The organism is Pseudomonas sp. 43mfcvi1.1 (assembly GCF_900115935.1).
In the GTDB taxonomy this organism is placed as follows: domain Bacteria; phylum Pseudomonadota; class Gammaproteobacteria; order Pseudomonadales; family Pseudomonadaceae; genus Aquipseudomonas; species Aquipseudomonas bijieensis.
On the sequence record NZ_UETT01000010.1, the window covers coordinates 163172 to 184117 of the forward strand.

At 60.4% G+C, this 20946-nt stretch carries 19 protein-coding genes; 7 read left to right on the forward strand and 12 right to left on the reverse strand.

Annotated features, from left to right (window positions below):
- Positions 1 to 77: 77 nt before the first annotated feature.
- Positions 78 to 881 (forward strand): SirB1 family protein, encoded by an 804-nt coding sequence (locus tag DTP52_RS19820; protein WP_109754855.1) that lies wholly within the window; start codon positions 78 to 80, stop codon positions 879 to 881.
- 204 nt (positions 882 to 1085) lie between these two features.
- On the opposite strand, the gene maiA is transcribed toward DTP52_RS19820, so the two are convergent.
- Genes maiA through hmgA form a run of 3 tightly spaced genes read right to left on the reverse strand, consistent with a single transcriptional unit; the run spans position 1086 to position 4344 of the window.
- Positions 1086 to 1721: a maleylacetoacetate isomerase gene (gene maiA / locus DTP52_RS19825; protein WP_109754856.1), complete on the reverse strand. Its 636-nt coding sequence runs from the start codon at positions 1719 to 1721 to the stop codon at positions 1086 to 1088.
- Between the two features lie 10 nt (positions 1722 to 1731).
- Entirely contained in the window at positions 1732 to 3036 is a 1305-nt protein-coding gene (gene fahA, locus DTP52_RS19830; protein ID WP_109754857.1) for a fumarylacetoacetase, read from the reverse strand.
- A gap of 3 nt (positions 3037 to 3039) precedes the next feature.
- Complete coding sequence (gene hmgA / locus DTP52_RS19835) at positions 3040 to 4344, reverse strand: homogentisate 1,2-dioxygenase (protein WP_109754858.1); 1305 nt, start codon at positions 4342 to 4344, stop codon at positions 3040 to 3042.
- Positions 4345 to 4495: 151 nt separating this feature from the next.
- Here hmgA and DTP52_RS19840 point away from each other — a divergent pair, with 151 nt between their 5' ends.
- Positions 4496 to 5317, forward strand: a complete 822-nt coding sequence (locus tag DTP52_RS19840; RefSeq protein ID WP_109754859.1) for an IclR family transcriptional regulator — start codon at positions 4496 to 4498, stop codon at positions 5315 to 5317.
- Here the strand turns inward: DTP52_RS19840 and DTP52_RS19845 are convergent.
- The 4 genes from DTP52_RS19845 to DTP52_RS19860 form a co-directional block, all read right to left on the reverse strand.
- Positions 5282 to 5983 (reverse strand): hypothetical protein, encoded by a 702-nt coding sequence (locus tag DTP52_RS19845; RefSeq protein WP_146206873.1) that lies wholly within the window; start codon positions 5981 to 5983, stop codon positions 5282 to 5284. The genes DTP52_RS19840 and DTP52_RS19845 overlap by 36 nt on opposite strands.
- 123 nt (positions 5984 to 6106) lie before the next feature.
- Complete coding sequence (locus tag DTP52_RS19850) at positions 6107 to 8662, reverse strand: LuxR C-terminal-related transcriptional regulator (protein ID WP_109754861.1); 2556 nt, start codon at positions 8660 to 8662, stop codon at positions 6107 to 6109.
- Between the two features lie 226 nt (positions 8663 to 8888).
- Positions 8889 to 10256 (reverse strand): DUF1329 domain-containing protein, encoded by a 1368-nt coding sequence (locus tag DTP52_RS19855; protein ID WP_109754862.1) that lies wholly within the window; start codon positions 10254 to 10256, stop codon positions 8889 to 8891.
- Between the two features lie 22 nt (positions 10257 to 10278).
- A complete protein-coding gene (locus DTP52_RS19860) occupies positions 10279 to 12072 on the reverse strand; it encodes a DUF1302 domain-containing protein (RefSeq protein WP_109754863.1) in 1794 nt (597 codons plus the stop codon).
- A gap of 657 nt (positions 12073 to 12729) precedes the next feature.
- Here DTP52_RS19860 and DTP52_RS19865 point away from each other — a divergent pair.
- Positions 12730 to 13497 (forward strand): N-acetylmuramoyl-L-alanine amidase, encoded by a 768-nt coding sequence (locus DTP52_RS19865; protein WP_109754864.1) that lies wholly within the window; start codon positions 12730 to 12732, stop codon positions 13495 to 13497.
- A gap of 44 nt (positions 13498 to 13541) precedes the next feature.
- On the opposite strand, the gene DTP52_RS19870 is transcribed toward DTP52_RS19865, so the two are convergent.
- From DTP52_RS19870 to DTP52_RS19885, 4 genes are all read right to left on the reverse strand, one after another.
- Positions 13542 to 14453 (reverse strand): SDR family oxidoreductase, encoded by a 912-nt coding sequence (locus DTP52_RS19870; protein ID WP_109754865.1) that lies wholly within the window; start codon positions 14451 to 14453, stop codon positions 13542 to 13544.
- Between the two features lie 262 nt (positions 14454 to 14715).
- The gene (locus DTP52_RS19875) at positions 14716 to 15618 is read right to left on the reverse strand and encodes an alpha/beta fold hydrolase (protein ID WP_109754866.1); all 903 of its coding nucleotides are present in this window, start codon (positions 15616 to 15618) and stop codon (positions 14716 to 14718) included.
- On the reverse strand, positions 15618 to 16400 hold the full coding sequence (locus tag DTP52_RS19880; protein ID WP_109754867.1) for a class II aldolase/adducin family protein: 783 nt from the start codon (positions 16398 to 16400) through the stop codon (positions 15618 to 15620). Before DTP52_RS19880 ends, DTP52_RS19875 begins: the two co-directional genes overlap by 1 nt.
- Positions 16401 to 16535: 135 nt before the next feature.
- Entirely contained in the window at positions 16536 to 16991 is a 456-nt protein-coding gene (locus DTP52_RS19885; protein WP_109754868.1) for a flavodoxin, read from the reverse strand.
- A 155-nt stretch (positions 16992 to 17146) separates the two neighbouring features.
- Between DTP52_RS19885 and DTP52_RS19890 the strand changes: the two genes are divergently transcribed.
- Complete coding sequence (locus DTP52_RS19890) at positions 17147 to 17620, forward strand: PAS domain-containing protein (protein WP_109754869.1); 474 nt, start codon at positions 17147 to 17149, stop codon at positions 17618 to 17620.
- 54 nt (positions 17621 to 17674) lie between these two features.
- Positions 17675 to 18280 carry a hypothetical protein gene (locus tag DTP52_RS19895; protein ID WP_109754870.1) on the forward strand — a complete coding sequence of 202 codons (606 nt, stop codon included), beginning with the start codon at positions 17675 to 17677 and terminating at the stop codon, positions 18278 to 18280.
- 1 nt (position 18281) lies between these two features.
- Here the strand turns inward: DTP52_RS19895 and DTP52_RS19900 are convergent, their stop codons facing one another.
- Positions 18282 to 19241: a MerR family transcriptional regulator gene (locus DTP52_RS19900; RefSeq protein WP_109754871.1), complete on the reverse strand. Its 960-nt coding sequence runs from the start codon at positions 19239 to 19241 to the stop codon at positions 18282 to 18284.
- A gap of 209 nt (positions 19242 to 19450) precedes the next feature.
- Between DTP52_RS19900 and DTP52_RS19905 the strand changes: the two genes are divergently transcribed.
- Complete coding sequence (locus tag DTP52_RS19905; protein ID WP_109754872.1) at positions 19451 to 20020, forward strand: antibiotic biosynthesis monooxygenase; 570 nt, start codon at positions 19451 to 19453, stop codon at positions 20018 to 20020.
- A 211-nt stretch (positions 20021 to 20231) separates the two neighbouring features.
- The gene (gene folM, locus DTP52_RS19910) at positions 20232 to 20942 is read left to right on the forward strand and encodes a dihydromonapterin reductase (protein WP_109754873.1); all 711 of its coding nucleotides are present in this window, start codon (positions 20232 to 20234) and stop codon (positions 20940 to 20942) included.
- Positions 20943 to 20946 lie beyond the last annotated feature (4 nt).

Below are 20946 nucleotides of genomic sequence, written 5' to 3' on the forward strand. Positions count from 1 at the left end.
AACCTGTAACCGCGTCTGTCCGAGACTGGACGAAAATCCAAGGCAGGGCTAAAACGAGGCATAGCCCGGAGAGTTTGATGAAACCGCGCCAAGCCTTTTTTGACTGTTTGCACCGTTCGCCACCGGCGCTGTTCGAAGCGGCGCTGTGGATCGCTGCCGAACATGATAGCGATGTGGACGTACCGGCCTTGCTGAAGGATTTCAAGGAGCTGCAACAACAGGTCAGCCATGGCCTGCCGATGTTGCCGGTCAGCGAGCTGGGTCAACCTTTGTTGCGACGACTCAATGACCTGGGGTTCGCTCAGGACGATTTCACGCCGCTGCGCCCACGTGCGGCGCTGCTGAACCAAGTGCTCACCCGCAAGCGCGGGCAACCCCTGGCGCTGAGCTTGATTGCCCTGGAGTTGGCCCGAGGCCTGGAAATTCCGATGGTCGGTGTCAATTTCCCCGGCCATTTCCTGCTGAAAGTACCCGGGGCCGATCATCTGCTCGATCCATGCGGTGGCCGCCGGCTATACCCCAATGACTGCCGGGAACTGCTACAGCGCCAATACGGCGCGAACATGCCGCTCAAGGCCGAGCATCTGCTCAACGCCGAGCCGATACAGATGCTCCAGCGCCTGTCGCGCAACCTGCGCCAACTGCATCTGGCCAACGACGACTACATCGCGGCCCTGATCGACGCCGAACGGGTGCTGGAACTGGGCAACGCCAGCGCCGCCGACTACCTGGCACGCGCCAGCCTGTATCAGCGGCTCGACTGTCCGAATGCCGAACGCTTCGACCTGGAACATGCACTGATGCTCAGCGACGACCCGATCCAGCGGATCCGGCTGACGGAGCGGCTGGGGCATTTGCCACCGAATTCGGTTGTGCATTGAGCGGTTGCAGGCGTGCAGATTCAGGTTGCTGGTTGAATCGCTATCGCGAGCAAGCTCGCACACAGTTGATCGCATCGAACTCAGGCTCGATGTTCACCGCAGACCACATGTGGGAGCGAGCCTGCTCGCGATGAGGCAAGCAGCGCCAACATCATTGGGGCTGACCCACCGCTATCACGAGTAGGCTCGCTCCCACAGGAAGGATCAAGGTGTATCGGGTTGATTCGCCGGATGCGCCTGTTGGAACGCCCTATGCGCAGCCGCCAACGCCGCCACGCGACGGATCCGCGGATACGCCTGCAAGGACACATTGAAACGCTCGGCCGCGTACAACTGCGGAATCAGGAACACGTCCGCCAACCCCGGCTCTGCACCGAAGCAATAGCCCTCATCGCCAATCAACTGCTCCACCGCCGCCAGCCCCTGGCTGATCCAGTGCCCGATCCATTCCGTCACCTGGGTTTCATCGTGGCCCCACTGGCGCAATCTGTTGAGCACGCTGACGTTGTGCAGGGGGTGAATATCGCAACCGATCAGCGCCGCCACACCGCGCTCATGGGCCCGAACCGCCAGGTCGGCGCTGAGCAGCGGCACCTGTGGATAACGCTCCTCCAGATATTCGATGATGGCGGGCGATTGCACCAGCAACGCGCCTTCATCGGTACGCAGCGCCGGCACCCGGCCCTGGGGGTTGATCGCCAGGTAGGCCGGCTGGCGATGCTCGCCCCCCGGCGCGGCGATCAGGTTGACTGGCAAGGCCTGGTAATCCAGGCCCTTGAGCGCCAGCGCAATGCGCACCCGGTAGGACGAGGTGGAACGGTAGTAGGTATAGAGTTCCATGCCCTGGCCCTCAACGCGCCGACAGGATCTTGCCCCGGCACTCGCCGAAGCCGATGGAAGCGAAACCCTCGCGGCGGCAACGGGCCCGCAGGATGATTTCGTCACCGTCCTCGAGGAAGCGGCGCACTTCGCCAGAGGCCAGTTCGATCGGTTTTTTGCCACCCTCGGTGATTTCCAGCAGGCTGCCGAATTGATGGTTTTCAGGCCCCGACAAGGTGCCCGAGCCAAACAGATCACCGGCCTGCAACTGGCAACCGTTGACGCTGTGGTGCGCGACCATTTGCGCCACGGTCCAGTACATGTACTGGGTGTTGCTCAGGGTCAGGCGCTGGGCCGGCAGATTCTGCTCGACCATGGCCTCGGTCAGCAGCAGCACTTCCAGTTCGATGTCGAAGGCGCCACCGGCCTGGTCACGCTTGTCCAGCAGATACGGCAGTGGCTGTGGATCGCCTTCCGGGCGCGCCGGTTGTGGGCGGCGGAACGGTTCCAGGGCCTCAGCGGTCACCACCCACGGCGAAATACTGGTCAGGAAACTCTTCGACAGAAATGGCCCCAGGGGCTGGTATTCCCAAGCCTGGATATCCCGGGCCGACCAGTCGTTGAGCAGGCAGAACCCGCCAATGTGCTCGGCGGCATCGCCGATGGCGATAGGTTCGCCCAAGGCATTGCCCTTGCCGATCCAGATCCCCAGCTCCAGCTCATAGTCCAGCCGCGCACACGGGCCGAAAGTCGGCTCGGTCTGGCCGGCGGGCAGGGTTTGGCCCTTGGGGCGGCGCACGTCGGTGCCGGAGGGGCGAATGGTCGAGGCGCGGCCGTGATAACCGATGGGCACGTACTTGTAGTTGGGCAGCAAGGGATTGTCGGGACGAAACAGCTTGCCGACATTTTGCGCGTGTTCGATACCGACATAGAAGTCGGTGTAGTCGTTGATCCTGGCCGGCAGGTGCATCTGGCAGTCGGCGGCGCGGATCAGCAGCTTCGCACCCTGGGCTTCGATCTTGCCCCGCAGCGAGCTGTCTTCGCGCAGCAACTCCAGCAAGCGCTCACGCAACGCCACCCGAGCGCCGCGGCCCAGATCGAAGAACCCGTTCAACTGGCCGCCCTTCATGGCCTCGACGGCTTCGCGCGCCGCGCCGTCAAACAGGCCCGCCTGCAAAGCGGCCTGCAAATCGAAGATGAACTCGCCAATGGCCACGCCGCTACGAGGGGCGCCGCCGTCGGTGCTGAAAATGCCCAGCGGCAGGTTTTGCAGCGGGAAGTCGGCATGGCCGTTGGCGGAGGTGACCCAGCTACGGTCAGGGGAAGGTTGAGTCATGGGTTATCTCCGGGTCGGGTCGAACGTGACAGGCAGCGAGGCCCAACAAGCATCGTAGTCGGTTTGCAGTTGCGGGCAGTCCAGGGCGAAACGGCTCGGGCGCAACACCTGGCTGGTCTCGAACATGAATGCCATGGTGTTGTCGATTTTCGCCGGCTGAAGTTCAGCGTTGATCGCCTTGGTGCAGGTTTCGCCGTCCGGGCCATGGGCACTCATGCAACTGTGCAAGGACGCGCCACCCGGCAGGAAACCTTCCGCCTTGGCATCGTAGGCGCCCTGGATCAGGCCCATGAATTCGTTCATCAGGTTGCGGTGGAACCACGGCGGACGGAAGGTGTTTTCCGCCACCATCCAGCGTGGCGGGAAGATCACGAAATCGAGGTTGGCCAGGCCATGGACGCTGGTGGGCGAGGTCAACACAGTGAAAATCGACGGATCCGGGTGATCGAAGCTGACCGTGCCAATGGTGTTGAAGCGGCGCAGATCATACTTGTACGGCACGTTGTTGCCGTGCCAGGCCACCACGTCGAGGGGCGAATGATCCAACTCGCAACCCCACAACTCACCGAGGAATTTCTGCACCAGCGGGGTCGGTTGCGCGAGATTCTCGTAATGGGCGACCGGCGTCAGGAAATCCCGTGGGTTCGCCAGGCCGTTGCTGCCGATGGGGCCGAGGTCCGGCAAGCGCAACGGCGCGCCGTGGTTCTCGGCGAGGTAACCACGGGCCTGCGGATCGAGCAGTTCGACGCGAAACTTCAGGCCCCGGGGCAGCACGGCGATTTCCAGCGGTGCCAGCTCCAGCACACCCAGTTCGGTGGCGATCCGCAGCCGTCCCAGTTGCGGCACGATCAGCCATTCACCGTCGGCGTTGAAAAACACCCGCTCCATGGAGCGGTTGGCCCGGTAGTGATAAAGGCTGATGCCGGCCGGTTTGTCCGCAGCGGCGTTGGCCGCCATGCACACCAGCCCGTCGATGAAATCGGTGGGCTCGGCGGGAATTTCCAGCGGGTTCCAACGCAGGCGATTGGGCGTGACTTCGCCCAATGGTCCGCCCGCCAATTGCCGTTCGAGCTTGGTGAAGGCCGGGTGATTGGCCGACGGCCGGATACGATACATCCAGGTACGCCGCGCTTCGCTGCGGGCCATGGTGAACGCGGTGCCGGAGAACAATTCGGTATAGAGACCGTACGGAGCTTTCTGCGGTGAGTTCTGGCCCACCGGCAATGCACCGGGCAATGCTTCGCTGGCAAATTCGTTACCGAAGCCTGATTGGTAGACCAGGTCCGACACTGGGGAATCGAGGTTCATGGAGCCTCCAGGAATGCGGCCCGTCACTCAACAGAGTGGTTGAGGCGCACCGGGTTATTTTTATCGTAATTCAATTACGCATAACGTAATTTGCTCGACAGCGACCGTCAAGCTATAAAGACGCCCATTCGCCTCTGGACCCTGCGCCACCATGGAAACCCCGCTCAGCAACGGTAAACAGAAAGTCCGCTCGGCCGAAGTCGGCACCGACATCCTCAAGGCGCTGGCGGAACTGTCCCCCTCCACATCGCTATCGCGGCTGGCCGAACACGTGCAAATGCCGGCGAGCAAGGTGCATCGATACCTGCAGGCCTTGATCGCCAGCGGGTTTGCCGAGCAGAACGCCGCCACCAACCACTATGGCCTGGGCCGCGAGGCCCTGCGCGTGGGCCTGGCGGCGCTCAATGGCATGGACGTGCTGCAAGTGGCCGCCCTGCCCTTGTCCGAGTTGCGCGACGACTTGAACGAAACCTGTTTCCTGGCGGTATGGGGCAACCATGGCGCGACCGTGGTGCGTATCGAACCCGCCGTGCGGGCCGTGACCGTGGTGACGCAACTGGGCTCGGTATTGCCGCTGCTCAGTTCGTCCACGGGGCTGGTGTTCAGCGCTTATCTGCCGGAGCGCGAGACCATCGGTTTGCGCGAACAGGAAGTACAAGGCAGCGAGCATCACGCCCTCGCCGACGACCGCGCCTACGCCGCCCTGTGCGAGCAGATTCGCAATCGCGGCCTGCACCATGTGCATGGCTTGCTGATGCCGGGCGTGGATGCCTTGTCTGCTCCGGTATTCAATGCCGTTGGCGAGGTGAAGGCGGTGATGACCATCGTCGGTCCGACCTCGCTGTTCCACGCCGACGAAAACGGCCCGGCGGCGCAACGCCTGTTGGCGGCGACCCGGGCCGTGAGTTGGCGGATGGGGTATGAAGCAGGTCCGGGATCAGCCCAGGAAATCCGGGACAATCCTGATCAGTAGTTCATTGAGATGAGCGGGGATCAGCCGCGGATGGCTATCGCGCTCTTCGCCACTGAAGGCAACCATATAAATACCCTGATGATCGCCCTTGGAGTGGTAGGGAATATCATTATGGTGGAAATGCTCCAGTAGGTATTCAACCAGTAGTTCAGAAGACGACACCATCCGTTTACCGGAGTCATGGGGCACAAAACTGGTGACGTAGACTTTATCCAGGTCGACGCCGGGCAAATGAGCTTTCAAGGCCGCATGAACATCCATGGCATCCAACGGCCGGATGGAGCGCTTGGATAAATCCATTGCAGGTTTTTCTGCCAGGCTTGTAACGATATCCACGACAATTTTTTCAAAAGCAATTAAATCCAGGGCCTTGACCCGGTCTTCCGTGGCAAAGGAATAACGCTTGCTGAACACATTACTGACGGCTTGTGTGTAATTGGGCAATCGCTGCTCCACAACGCAGGCCAGCGCCTCATCGAACAGGGTTTCGGAAGATCCAACTTCGGTGTTGGGAAAGTCTGCCAATGTATTCAGATAGGTATTCAACGGGTTGACACCCAACCCTTCCAGATGATCGCCCAATAGCACCTTCACCGCAAAATCCACGCGAGTGTTCTTCAGAGCGCGAAGTTTTTCGGAATAAGAAGAAAATAACCGAGTATTCATAAACATCCTTGTCATGTCAGGGGCACGAACTTCCTGTTCGGCCGATCAATTCAGTTATACCTCAGCCTCCCCCCTTATTGTAAAAAGGCAAAATGTAAGAGTGCGTAAAGAACTCGATTGAAACTAAGCCATCATGCCCATGACCTTGGCTTTTGCTACCGCTTGAGTACGCCGCTGCACCCCCAACTTGCTATGTATCCGCCGCGAATGAGTTTTTACGGTATGCAACGAGATGAACAACCGTTCGGCAATTTGCTGGTTGGAATAGCCCTGTGCAATCAGCTCCAGCACTTCCAGTTCACGGTGACTGAGTAACGGTTCTTCGACCGCCAGCACGGTCGTCTCCTCGACTTGCTCCGTCATTTGTGCCCAACGCAAGAACTCGGGCTGGCGCAGGCGCAACTCACACAAAGCTTGCTCGGCCCGCCAGCAGGTGACTCGTTCAACCCCCTCCTGCAGCATCGTCCGAGCCTGGGCACGATCACCGGACAACCAGACAACCTCCGTCAGCACCAGATGCAGCTCGGTTTCCAGGCTGTGCATTTCACTGTCCTGTGCCTGGGCGATCATTGCCTTGAGTCGAGTTTGCGGATCATGCGCCCGCTGCAAGTAGACCTCGGCCAGCACCAGCAGGTATTCAAGTCGCGCAATCAACTCCAGGGTCGCGGGAGGCGCGTGTTTGGCCCGCGGTCCGCGAAAATGGCGCAAGACGCGGGTCAAGGCTTCATGGGCCAATTGCGCCCGTCCCTGTTGCAACCAGAACTGGCAACTGGTTTGCAACAACACGCCACGGTAAACGGTGTCGGGGATGTGCCGCTGCTGCATGATCCGCTCGGCATCGCGCAGTTGCATGAAGGCTTCGCCATAGTCGCATTGGTTGGCGGCCAGGGTAGCCTTGCCAAGAAAGCCGTAGAGCACCTGTTTGTCCTGGCTGTGCAGGCCCGTTTCCAGGCCCGCTTGAAACTGTTCGGCGGCCCGTTCCTCAAAGCCCATGCGCAAGGCCAGGCGCCCACGCCGCAGGGCAATACGCCCCAACAACGCAGAAAAATCCTGGCCCGGTTTATCCAGCAGCGCCTGAACGGCGGCCAGCAGATGATCGGCCCGGTGCGGTGCCCCCCGTTGCTCCAGGATTTGGGCGTGGTCCAGTTCCAGCAACCCCTCAAATACCAGCGAGCCTTGCGCACGCGCCAAGCACAATGCCTGGCGGTTGATCAATTGTGCAGAGGCCAGTTCGCCTGCAAGCAGCGCCTGTTGCGTCAGCCCACCGAGGCACAGCACCCGTTGGGCCCAGGCATCGGGGTCCAGGCTGGCCTGGGCTTGGAGGAAGTGCTCACGCGCCCGCTCGCCATCGCCCGAGAGGTGCAGCAGCCAACCCTGCAAGACCTGCCACCTTGCCAGCACCTGTCGCTGCCGACAGGCTGAAGGCTGGGGCATGAACCTGGCCAGTTGTTCAATACATGCCGAGGCCTGGTCGAAACGGCCGGCGAACAGCAGCGCAGCGGTGACCAACCCCACCGATTGCGGCGTACCAAGGGTCAGCGCTTCGCCTTGTTGATCATGCAAGCCCAACAACAGCACGACGTTGCGGCGCTGCAAGACGTGCTCGAAGCTCAGATGCTGCAAGAAACTCACGGCCGTCTCGAACTCTCCGGCCAACAGGGCTTGCTCGAACGCCATTTGCCAGTCCTGCTCGGCAGCAAACCATTGGCAGGCCCGGCGATGCCAGGAACGCCCCTGCGACCAGGGCTCTTCACGGACCAGCCGAGCCAGGGCCGGGAATATCTGCAACCAGTCCGATGTCTGCTCCCACGGCTCGATGAAACACCCCAGGTCCAGCAACAACGGCAGGCACTCAGCGCCTACGGTGTCGCCGAACAGATGCTCGCACAGCCGGGCATTGAAGCGCGGCAAACGCGCCAGCACACGCCAGGCCTGCGCCAGGTCCGGGGTCAGCGTGCTGAACAGTTCGTACTCCAGGTAGTCGAGCAAGGTCCCGGGCCGCCCTGGCGTTGCATGACTGCGTGCCCATTCGCAACGCTCGAGCAGGGTGATGCGTACCCCGGCACACCAGCCGCCACTGCGCTGGATCACCTCACGGGCAGTGCGGGCAGCCTGAGGACCGGGCAGGTGACGAAGCAATGGCAGGACATCGTCAGGGGTGAAGAACAACGCCTGCGCATCGAACTCGTGCAGCTCGTCATCGAGTAACAGCCGCGGCCAGTTGCAGTGGGGCCGGCGGCGGCCATTCAACCACAGATGCAACGCCGGACTGCTGTTGTTCAACAGACGGTCAAGCAACTGGTCCAGTTCTGGATTCGGCACCCGGCAGTAATCATCCAGGAACAACCACGTGGGGGTTTGCAAACGCGCCAGGTGGGCCAGTAGCCCCGCTTCATCCAGCCTCGGCAAGCCGAGGGTCTGCGCCAAGTGCTCGCACATTTGCACCGCGCTCAACGCCGCGCCCCCCAGGGGCAACCAATGCAAGCGACAACCGGGGGGGGCCTGCAGGAAGCATTCGGCGAACAATGCACTCTTGCCACTGCCCGCCGGCGCGCAGAGCAGTTTTACCCGCGCTTCGGAAGTCAGCAGCGGCTCGCTCAGGGACCGCCGCGGCACATGCGTCGAGGACAGGCGAGGCAGCAATCCTGGACGGTCCGGACACGGGGTCATGGCGGTCATGTGGGAAGATCCTGTTTATTGTTATCTCACCACCCTAGTCCTGTGTCGCCAAGCTTTGGAGAAGTATTCAGCGCGCTGATTGGCGCCCATAAAAAAACGACCGGCAGGAGCACTGCCGGTCGATCATGATCATCAAGTCAGGCACAACCTGATGAAGAGAGGATTTACTGTGGGAGCAAGGCTTGCCCCACAGACAAATCCCCTCGCCACAGTTGGCTGCCAGACCTTAGCGAACCCCGGTCGAACGCAGCGCTGCCGGCGTGTAGTCGGCGGCCCTGGCTTCGAAGCCATACTCGTAGCTGTGTTTCTCTTCGTTCTTCATCCCCAGCGCGATGTAGCGACCAGCGATGATGTCGTAGAGCGCCTCCAGGGTGTAGCCCGGGTTCTGATGGTCGTAGTAGAACTGGGCATGACCTTCGGCAACACGCCACAGTTGGCCGCGACCGTCGTAGTGATCCACCAGCGCCGCCTGCCAGCTGTCCTCGTCGAAGTACATGTGGCGCTTGGCATAGATGTGCCGCTCACTCGGCTTGACCGTGCCGACCACTTCCCAGACCCGGTGCAATTCATAGCGGGTCAGGTCCTGGTTGATGTGGCCGGCCTTGATCACGTCGTCGTACTTGAGGCTTGGCGAATCGAGCTTGTAGCTGTTGTACGGGATGTACATTTCCTTCTTGCCGATCAGCTTCCAGTCGTAACGGTCCGGCGCGCCGGAAAACAGGTCAAAGTTGTCGGAAGTACGCAGACCATCGGCGGCGGTACCCGGACCGTCGTAAGCCACTTGCGGGGCGCGACGCACCCGGCGTTGGCCGGCGTTGTAGATCCAGGCCAGGCGTGGTTCCTTCACTTGGTCGAGAGTTTCATGCACCAACAGCACGTTGCCGGCCAGGCGTGCCGGAGCAGTCACCTCCTGCTTGAAATAGGTCAATACGTTGCTGGCCTTTTCCGGGTCGGCGTCCTTGATCAGGAACGGCACGGCAATTTCTTCTTCAAAGCGGATCGGTGTGAAGCTGCCATTGGTCTGCGGCGTGGCCTGGGTGATGATGCGCCGCAGGTTACCGCCGTGATAGCGGGTGACGTGGTTCCACAACACTTCCACACCATTCTTGGGAATCGGGAAGGCGTAGTAGCGATTGCCGGTGAAATTGGCCAGGCCATTACCGTCGTTGATGGCGTTCACGTTAAGGGCGCTGCGCTTGGCCGACTCATAGATTTCCGGTGGCAAGCCGACGCTGCGATGAGTCGGGTAGACCGGGATCTTGTAGGTTTCCGGGTAACGCTTGAACATCGCGACCTGGCCTTCGGACAGCTTGTCCTTGTACTTGTCCACGGTCGCGGCGGTGATGGTGAACAGCGGTTTTTCATTGGCAAATGGGTCGGCCAAAAAGCCCTTGCTGTCCACGGCTCCGGCATTTTTCGGAATACCGCCAGTCCAGGCCGGGATCGAGCCATCGGCATTGCCGGCTTTTTCCGCGCCCAACGGCGTCAGGCTGGTGCCCAGTTTGTTCGCTTCATCCGGCGAGACCGCCGCCATCACGTTCGCGGCCAGCAGGCTCAAGGCCAGGGCACCGCATTGCAGGATCATCTTGCGCATTGGGTTTTCCTTGTCAGCCAGATCAGAAGTTCACGCCGAAGCTCAATGCGAGGAAGTCGCGGTCTTCGAGAACGTTGTAATCGCCGCCAAAAAAGTCGGTGTAGCTCAAGCTGGCGGTGTAGGTGTTGCGGTAATCGGCATCGACACCAACGCTGACCGCCTTGGCGCCTTCGTTGAACAGACCGTTGGGGCCATAGCCGGCCACGTCATGGGACCAGGACACGTTGGGCTTGAAGTTCACCCCGCCGATCACGTTGGAATAATCAAGAATCGCCCGGGCGCGATAGCCCCAGGACGTCGAGGTGACGAAGCCATCGGTGTCACCCCGGAAGCCATACTGGCCATAGACCGAATCACGGCCATAACGCAGCTTGTCCTTGGACTCCAGGCCACCGACATGCACCACCGCCGCCTCGCCGACCACGGTCAGGCGATCAGCCCCCAGCACCTGATCGAAGAAGTGCGTCAGGGTGCTCTGGACCTGGGTCACTTCCTTGCGCCGGTAACCGGTGTTGTCGGCACCCGGTGCGGTTGCGATGGGCGACGCCGCGCCACCGGCAATCGGGTTGACCAGGGCCAGGGTCAGGTCGTTGGTATTGACCTGAACCGGCGCGTTGGGACGATAGCTGACTTCCCCGGTCCACGCGGTGCCGGTGGGCAACGTCGTGGAGAAACTGGCGCCGTACAGGCGGATGTCTTCCGGGTATTCAAGATAATACCCACCACGCCCCAGCATCACACTCTGCGCCAGACCCGCACCGCTGCCAGGCGCCAGGCCGTTGGCAATCGCGACCATGCCCGGCAACGCCGCCAGCGTCGAGAGCCCCGCCGTGGTCGTCCCGACGGTAGGCGTACGGCTGTGGTAGTTCATGAAGTACAGGCCATACTCGGTGTCATCGCCGAGCCAGCGCAACGCCGTGCCCCACTGGCCGGAGTCGCGGGCGTCGCGGTCACCGCCACGGGGAATGATCACCCCTTCACTGGAGACCTGGATCTCCTGGCCAAATGCCTGGGTCAATGGCACGAACGGCGCAATCGCCGGGCTGCCCACGGTGTAGCCAGTGGTGCAGCCATCGGCCACCACATCGTTGCCGAAGAACGTGCCGCAGTTATCCACCACGGTCTGGTCCCACTCCAACTGGTAGAAACCTTCGATAGTGAGCTTGTCGGTCAGGCCCTGAGAGGCGAACAGCATGTTCACCGGGATCAAGCCTTCCTTGATCTCCGCACCAGGGCGACGGAACGCGGACACGTCCACCGGGTTGATGCTGTTGATGGAGTTACCGATGAAGGTACTCTCCCCCCAACTGACCACCTGCTTGCCGGCGCGCACGGTGCCCGGCAAATCGGCGATGGAATAATTGTGATAGACGAAGGCATCGAGAATCTGTGCCCCCGAGGACTTGGCGCCTTCCTTGCGATTGCTGTCGCTGATGTCCTTGAACTCGCGGCCTTCATCCTTGAGTTCGAAGTCGTACCAGTACTTGCCGCGCACGAACACACCGGTATCGCCGTACTTGAGTTCGAGGTCGTGCAGGCCCTTGAAGATTTTGGAAAAGGTCTCGCCTTTCTTGAAATTCAGCCGCCCATCATCACCGGTGGAGGACTGGCCCCGGCCGCCGTTGACCGTGCCGACCAGGTCCTTGTCGGCATCGCGCATGCCCCAGCTCGCGCCCACGGACAGCGACGAATCGAACTGACCCTCGATCTCGCCAATGTTGAATGAAACGGCCTGCGCCTGGGCACAGCAACCCAAGGCCACCGCGACGGCCAGCGCCTGCGGCTTGAAGATGGCGCGCATTGTTATTGTTGTCATGCGTCTTCCCCGGTGAGTGACAGAGGCTTCACCCTACTGCCGCACGCCATGGGCGATAAGCGCACCAAGGAGGTATTCGCGCTGTACCTAAAAAGGATTACAGCCCTTGCACGGCGGGCCTTTGCGCCGTGCATGGACGGTCTGGATGATGGGTCATCAGCGCCGCGCATATTCATGCCCGGCCTGCGACTGTTACGCGCCCTGCAACGGTGCATGTCCGGATCCGGGCTGTTTCCCACCGGGCTCGATGCCTATGCTGGCCGGGCTTGCAGGGCAACGGGCCTGCAAGCCCAAGTCGTCATGGCATCCCTCATGCCTGGCGCACCGTCATTCGGATGGATTGCTTATTGGTCCATCATCCCGTGCTTAGCGACGTTGGTTTGTAGCTCCTTTGCAACGTCATGTTTAGGCCGCTGCTTTTGGCAGCGGCCTTTTTTATGTGGGCGTTACTTTCCCGAATGAGTTTCCAGGCTGTTGCCTCGTTATCCCAGAATCGCTCCCGCCCCCCTTATCTTTGCAAATAACAAATTCCCAGATATCCAAACGCCTGCTCCTACAACAAAGCAAGAAACCCACTACAAACCCATAAAAAAACCACTGATAGGCTGAAAGTCAGTCGCAGCATTCGGCTTCGTTTTTTCAATCAGTGAGTTATCTATGACCCCCATCAACTACCACAGCTATCGTTCAAAAAAAGGCTATAACAGCCGAATCCGTTTCCTGGTTTTCCATTACACAGCCGCCAACTTTTCATCCTCTGTCAACGCGCTGACCGGCGCTTCCGTCAGCGCCCATTACCTGATTCCGGACATCAGCGATCCCAGTTATTTGAACGCAGGTTTCACCGAGCAGCAGATTTTCAACCTGGTAGACGAAAACCAGCGTGCCTGGCATGCCGGGGTGAGTAGTTGGGGTGGTCGCACTAACCTTAACGACACCTCGATTGGCGTGGAAATCATCAACCTCGCCACCGATAACCAAGGGCAATTTACCTTCCCGCCCTACCAGCCCATGCAAATCGAGGCAATCGAACACCTGGCGTTGAACATCCTCAAGCGTTACCCCGATATCAGTCCCGTCAATGTGGTGGGCCACTCGGACATTGCCGCCGGCAGGAAAAGCGACCCAGGCCCGATGTTTCCCTGGCAGGCGCTGTACGCCAAAGGCATCGGCGCCTGGTTTGATGAGTCCACTCAAAGGACGTACATGCAGGCCTACCAAGGCAACGGATTGCCGACTCGCGAACAACAACTCGGGCTATTCAAGAAGTATGGTTATGACACGTCGGCCGCTACGACGGATGCCGGCTTCCAGCGCCTGGTGCGCGCCTTCCAGCTGCACTTTCGTCCGGCCAAATATGACGGTGTGATAGATATCGAGACCGCCGCGAACCTGGCGGCCCTGGTGAAAAAGTATTTTCCATGAGCACGGTTGCCGCCGCTGACGGCAACCGGCCCAGGCAATGAAGCTCAAATGGCGTGGCGTTGCAGGTTCGCCATCATTTCTTTCAAGGCTTCCAGGTTGTCGTTCGGATGCACCGCGTGCTCGAAGTCGCAGATCTGCTGCCAATGGGCGGCGACATCTTCGGGTGAAAAACCTTTGCGCGGATCGAAACCGGCCCCCAGGCTCCGCTCCCAGCGCACCTTGCCCATCCAGCCGCCGCCCACTTCGAACAGGCCGGAAGTTTCCTGACAGTTCTCACTGGCCAGGTACACCACCAGCGGGCTGACGAGTTCAGGCTTGAGTTGTTCGAATACCTGCGGCGGGATCAGGCCTTCGGTCATGCGGGTGCCTCCGGTGGGGGCGATGGCATTGACCAGGATATTGTTCTTGCGACCTTCGATGGCCAGGGTCCGCGTCAGGCCATAAAGACCGAGCTTGGCCATGCCGTAGTTGGATTGGCCGAAGTTGCCATAGATGCCAGAGGTGGAAGCGGTGAAGATTACCCGCCCGTAGTTTTGCTCACGCAGATGCGGCCAGGCGGCCCGGGTCACCTTGTAGGCGCCCTCGACGTGGACGCGATAGACCAGGTCCCAATCGGCGTCGTCCATTTTGTGGAACGTCTTGTCCCGCAGAATCCCGGCGTTATTGACCACCACATCGACGCGACCGAATGCGTCGAGGGCATTTTGTACAAGCTTGTCACCATCGGTCACCGAATCGTGGTTGGCCTCGGCGATGCCGCCCGCCTCGCGGATTTCGGCGACCACCCGATCTGCTGCCGAGGCGTTGGCCCCTTCGCCCTGGGCCGAGCCGCCAAGGTCGTTGACCAGCACTTTCGCGCCTTGTCTGGCGAACAGCAGCGCATGGGCGCGCCCCAGGCCGCCGCCGGCTCCCGTGACGATCACGACTTTATCTTCGAAGCGCACAGACTCACTCATGGCAGAACTCCAGCAGGCGGACAGGACAATGGGCACGAGTGTCCGGCACAAGTGGGCCGGTCACAATCAACACGGTTGCGAGTGAATGGTGGCCGATAAGGCGGGGGGATGATGCAGGCCCAAGCCACGGCGGCACATTCGATTTTCCTGCTGGCCGCAGCACCGCTATCGCGAGCAGGCTCGCTCCCACAAGGGACTTCTGTTGCCCACAAATTCTGTATTCACAATCGCTCCCACCCGGGCTCGCTCCCGCAGGGTGTCGTCATGAACAGGCCATTTGTCTGCGCGGCGTGGCGATGGCTTCACGAAAGGCCAGGTAATGCTTGAGCACCTGCACCGGGGCCTCGGTGTGCGGGTAATGCCCGATGTCAGGCAACAGCACCGTGTCAGGGTTGGGGATCAGGGCCTCGTAGCGCGCCACCATGTGCTCACCGGAAATCGGGTCGACCGCGCCGTCGATCACCCGCAACGGCACATCGCCGCGCTGCATCGCCTGTACCCAGCGATCGCGCTGCACAAGGCGCTCGGGAATATAGCTGATGAGTTTATGCATGATCCACGGACCGTGATGGGCTTCTACCAGGCTCCAGAAATCATCCAGTTCGCTTTCCGTGGGGCGGGTCTTGGGGCCGAAAATCTGCCGGAAACTGCTGACCAGGCTCTCCCGGGAGAACGCCCGCCCCAACAGCCAGCCCAGGGGGCTGAGCAAGAGTTTCTGGGCCAGGACCGGACGATGGGTTTCCGGGAACAGGCCACCATTGAGAAAGACACAACTGGCAAGACGGATGCGCGCTTCGTAATGCCGTGCGAGCAGCTCCTGGGCCACGCTGTCACCGTAATCGTGGGCTAGCACATGCAGTTCGTCCTTCACGTTCAGGTGCGCCAGCAAGGCCTGTTGCAGATCGGCCTGCTCCAGCAGGCTGTAAACGTGATCCGTCGGCTTGGCGGAGTCGCCGAAACCGAGCATGTCACAAGCGATCACCCGGTAGCGTTGCGCCAACGGTTGCCACAGGTAATGCCAATCCCAACTGGCGGTGGGGAAACCGTGGATCAGCAGCAACGGCTCGCCCTGCCCCGCCACCCAGTAACGGATGGCATGGCCACGGAACATGAAGATCTGGCTGCGCTGGCGCCAGATACGCAGGGGAATCTGCGCCGGAGGCATCAGCTTCCATACCCGGCGTCTTGTTGATCGAGCTTGCGCAGCAAAGCCGGCCAGGCCAACGCGCCGCCCATGCCCTGGGCGCTTTTGGTCACCCCGGCGATCATCGCCCGGGCACCGGCCAGGATCTGCGGCTCGATGGCAATCAGTTCGGCCCCGCCGTTCTGGGCCAGGACCTGGATGTCACAGGCTCGTTGGAAGGTGAACATCATCAGGAAGGTATCGGCGATGGTCCCGCCACAGGTCAGCAGGCCATGGTTGTGCAGCATCAGGAAGTTGCTCTGGCCCAGGTCCGCCTGCAGGCGCGCCTTTTCTTCGTGATTCAAGGCCACCCCTTCGTAGGCGTGATAGGCCAGGCTCGAGAGCACGAACAGCGATTGCTGGCTGATCGGCAGCACCCCCTGCTTCTGTGCCGATACCGCCACGCCAGCGGCGGTGTGAGTGTGCAGCACACAGGCCACATCATGGCGCACCTCATGCACCGCGCTGTGAATGGTGTAACCGGCCGGGTTGATCTCGTAGGGGCTGTCCATCAGCTTGTTGCCGGCCTGATCGACCTTGACCAGGCACGAGGCGGTGATCTCATGGAACATCATCCCGAACGGGTTGATCAGGAAATCTTCGGTACCGGGGACCTTCGCGGAAATATGGGTGAAGATCAGGTCATCCCAACCATGCAGCGCGACAAGCCGATAACAGGCGGCAAGATCCACCCGGGTTTGCCATTCGGCCGCACTGACCTGTTCCTTGATACTGAGTGTCGTTTGGATAGGCGCTACGCTCACGGCTCTGCCCCTGTTTTCTTGTTATAGGTATCGATCGAAACGTCGTACGCAAGAAAATCAGTCTAGTCAGGTCTTTCAGAGGCGGTAGTTGCATTGGCAGCCAGCTTACTGGCCGAACGAGTCAGCGCCTGCGCTTCAAGGGCGCAACGTGTCGATCAACTCCGCGAGCCACGGCTCGGCATCGGTTTCCGGTGTGACGCTTTCACTGGCGTCCAGACGCAGCATCGGCAGTATTTCACGCACGCCCAATTCGGCGAACAGCTCGCACATCTGCTCGCCGCCGGCGCAGAAGGTATCCCCATAGCTGGCATCGCCCAGGCCGATCACCGCGCCAGGCAAGCCGCGAAAAAAACCTGGCAATTGGTCGCGGATGGTCGAATACAACGGCATCAAATTGTCCGGCAACTCACCCATGCCGGTCGTGGAAGTCACCGCCAGCAGCGCCTCTGGCGCGAATGCCTGGACATCCGCCAGGGTCGCGCGAGGGTCGTGCCAGGCGTCAAAACCCGCATCGCGAAGCAGTTTGGCGGCGTGCCGGGCGACTTCTTCGGCTGTGCCGTATACCGAGCCGGAAAGGATGGCGACTTTCATCAATCTGATCCTGAACCTGAAAAAAGAGCCGGGATAGTAACAGTTGCACCTGCCTGGCTGCGAATGGCTCTCGACAGCCATAATGGCCAGTGGACAGCCTAACGATTTCTTCTAGAATGCAGCTCCAACACGGACGTTCAAAGGGGATTTTCTCCATGATCAACGCTCAACTGATGCAACTGGTCATCAACGCTTCGAACGACGGAATTGTCATCGCCGAAAAAGAAGGCGAAGACAACATCCTGATCTACGTGAACCCGGCCTTCGAACGATTGACCGGCTATCAGCGCGACGAAATCCTTTATCAGGATTGCCGGTTCCTGCAATCGGGTGATCGGGACCAAGCCTCTCTGGAGCCTATTCGCCAGGCCTTGAAAGAGGGCGGTGCTTGCCGCGAGGTGTTGCGCAACTACCGTAAGGACGGCACGCCGTTCTGGAATGAGTTGTCGCTGTCCACGGTAAAAAACCAGGCTGACGGGCATACCTATTTCGTGGGTGTGCAAAAAGATGTCACGGCCCAGGTCAAGGCTCAACAACGCGTCGCCCAGCTGGAACGGGAGCTGGCCGAAGCACGAGAGACAATTGCCCGGCTTGAAGCGACGAACGGTGTAAACAAAACCACGAATTAATGGTCAGTCACTACAATCACCAGTGAAAATGTAAATTATCATTTCGAGCAGATCATGCAGCGCGATGCCCTCCTGACGCAGGATGAACTGGATTTCATCCGCACCATGCAACACAACCCGCAGTTGAACGAGCGGGATGTCACGTCGAGCTTGCTGGTAAACGGTGGGTCGCAGATCCGTGACTTGCTGACACGTCTGGCCGCCAATGAGCAGGTTACGCTGCAAGCCAATTTCGAAAACCAGCAGATGACCTTTCCGCTGCATCTGGTGGAAGACGAATTCCATGCAATGCACCTGCGCTTGGGTGTGCCGAGCATCTACGAAGACGGACCGAAGATTCGCCCATGGCGCCTGGCGCTCGAAGAGCCGGTAGCGCTGGAAAATATCAAGGGGCAACCGGGACCGCTGTGGGTCCACGAAGTGTCCTGCAAGGGCGTATTGCTGGAAAACCGCAGTCGTGCCAAGCCGCCGAAGCAGTTTGCCTTGTGGTTCAGCCCATCGGGCTACGAGAGAATTTCGTTACGAGGCACCTTCGAACGGGAAACCGATCAAGGCCTGTTTGCCTACCATCTGAGCCAGAATGACCAGGACGAGACGGAACGCCTGCGCCAGTACATCCTGCAGCAACATCGCCTGACCCATCCAACCATGCATCTCTAACTCAAGTATCCAGGTTGCCTGCCAGAAATTGACGCAGGCGCTGGGGCATCACCGCTCCTTCGTTGCCCAGGCAACCGATTGACGAGCCCACCAGGCTTTCCTGCGCCAGGTCAGATGCATCACCGGCCAGCATCAGCGGACAATCCAGGCTCATCGCCAATTTGCCCAAACGCTTGGGCAAGTCCGGGACCGGCGCATGATTGGAGACCAGCACCAATGCCACAGGCTGGATCTTCTGGCACACCAGGGTCAATTCCTCGAACGGCAGGCCGATCGATAACAGCCTGACGCCCACTTCCGCCTTGGACAGGAACAGCCCCGCGACCAGCAACTCCAGCTCATGACAATGATCGGCAATGGCGCAGACCAGGACACGCGGCGACGCACCTTCGCGCTTGAACAAGAGCCGCTGGATGATGCGCGAACGCAGGAAACCATCGAAAAACACCCATTCACTGGTTTGTCCGAACGCCTGCTGACGCTGCATCAATTGGCGCCAGAGCGGCATCAGGATGTCCTGGAATACGACCGGGACGGTGTAGGTGGAAAAGACCTGCCCGTAGACGCGATCCAGCTCCACATCGTCAAAGCAGGCCACCGCGTCCGCCACTTGTTGTTGCCAACGGGCATGATCGGTCCTGACCAGGTCGGATGAAATCAGCGTGGAGACGGGTTGCACCGACTCGGTCTTCGCCAGGATCGTTCCTACTTTGCTTACCGCCACCCCGCGTTCGATCCACGCCAGAATGCTGCGCACCTTATCAATATCGCCCAACGAGTACAGGCGATGCCCGCTTTCGGTGCGGGTAGGCTGGATCAAACCGTAGCGCCGCTCCCAGGCGCGCAGGGTCACCGGATTCACGCCGGTCATGCGCGCGACTTCACGAATGGGGAACAGATCTTCCCGTTTCAAGGCATTTGATGCCTGGAAAACAAAGCTATCTTCTGTAATCACACTCATTGGGGAGACAATTCCGGCTGGGAAATTGGATCCCAGTTTACTCCCCCCAAGACATGTCATGACAAGGATAATGCGCGGTTTTGTTGTTTTATGCGCAATCGGGAATAATCCTTGCCTGTCTTTTGGCGACCAGACGCTACCCACCACCCCGGGGCGTCCCCCGCGAACCTCCTACCCGGAGTGCCGCGCCTGTCTTACGGAGATGCATAATGTCTACCTCACCCGTCACCCTGATGGTTGCCCGCCGCGTCGCCAATGGACGCTATCAGGATCTGATCGCCTGGTTGCGCGAAGGTGAACAACTGGCCACCGATTTTCCCGGCTACCTGGGTTCCGGCGTACTCGCGCCACCGCCCCAGGACGATGAATTCCAGATTATCTTCCGTTTTGCCGACGAGCAGACGCTGCACGCCTGGGAACACTCCGCCTCACGCACGGCCTGGCTGGGACGGGGCAGCGATCTGTTTGCCCATCCCTCCGAACACCGGGTACGTGGCATCGATGGCTGGTTTGGCACGATCGGCCAGCGTCCGCCCCGTTGGAAACAGGCCGTGGCCATCTGGCTCGCGTTCTTTCCCGTGTCGCTGTTGTTCAATTTCCTGTTGGGGCCGCTGCTGGGCGAACTGGGTTTGTTGAGCCGCGTGTTCATCAGCACGCTGATCCTGACGCCGCTGATGGTCTACCTGTTTATCCCGATGTCGACCCATCTGCTGGCGAACTGGCTCAACGGCGCGCCGCAGCGAAGGTTGCCGGCCAAGCCTTTCACACAGAATCGGTGATGCTGCCGACCTTGGCAGCGGTCTCTGTGGGAGCGAGCCTGCTCGCGATAGCGGTATGTCAGGCGATATTTGTGTTGGCTGACCCAGCACATCGCGAGCAGGCTCGCTCCCACAGTGGAATACGGCGATATATCCGCTGGATTAGCCATCAATAGGTACGCACTACCCGTCGCTGTTATAGTTTTGCTCTTGCCGCGAACCGAGTCGTCCTATGTCCAGCGCCACCGCTCCGATCCTGATCACTGGCGCAGCCCAGCGCGTCGGCCTGCATTGCGCCCGGCGATTGCTGGAAGACGGGCAACCGGTGATTGCGACCTATCGCACCGAACGCCCGGGCGTGCAGACGCTGCGGGACCTGGGCGCGGTGACGCTGTTCGCCGACTTATCCAGCGAAGCGGGGATCCTGACCTTTATCGAACAACTCAAGCAGCACACCGACCGGCTGCGCGCCATCGTGCACAACGCCTCGGCCTGGCTGGCCGAAAGTCCGGGCAGCGAAGCGGCGGCCCTCAACGCCATGTTCGGCGTGCACATGCTCGCGCCATACCTGATCAACCTGCACAGCGCAGAGCTACTGCAGCGTTCAACGCCGGCAGATATCGTGCACATCAGCGATGACGTGACCCGCAAGGGCAGCGCCCGGCATATCGCCTACTGCGCCACCAAGGCTGGCCTGGAAAGCCTGACACTGTCGTTCGCGGCGAAGTTCGCACCGGCGATCAAGGTCAACGGCATCGCCCCTGCCCTGCTACTGTTCAACCCCGAGGACGACGCGACTTACCGCGCCAAGGCCCTGGCCAAGTCCGCGCTGGGTATCGAACCCGGCAGCGAAGTGATCTACCAGAGCCTGCGTTATCTGCTGGACAACCCTTATGTCACCGGCACGACCCTGACCGTCAACGGCGGGCGGCACGTCAAATAGCCTT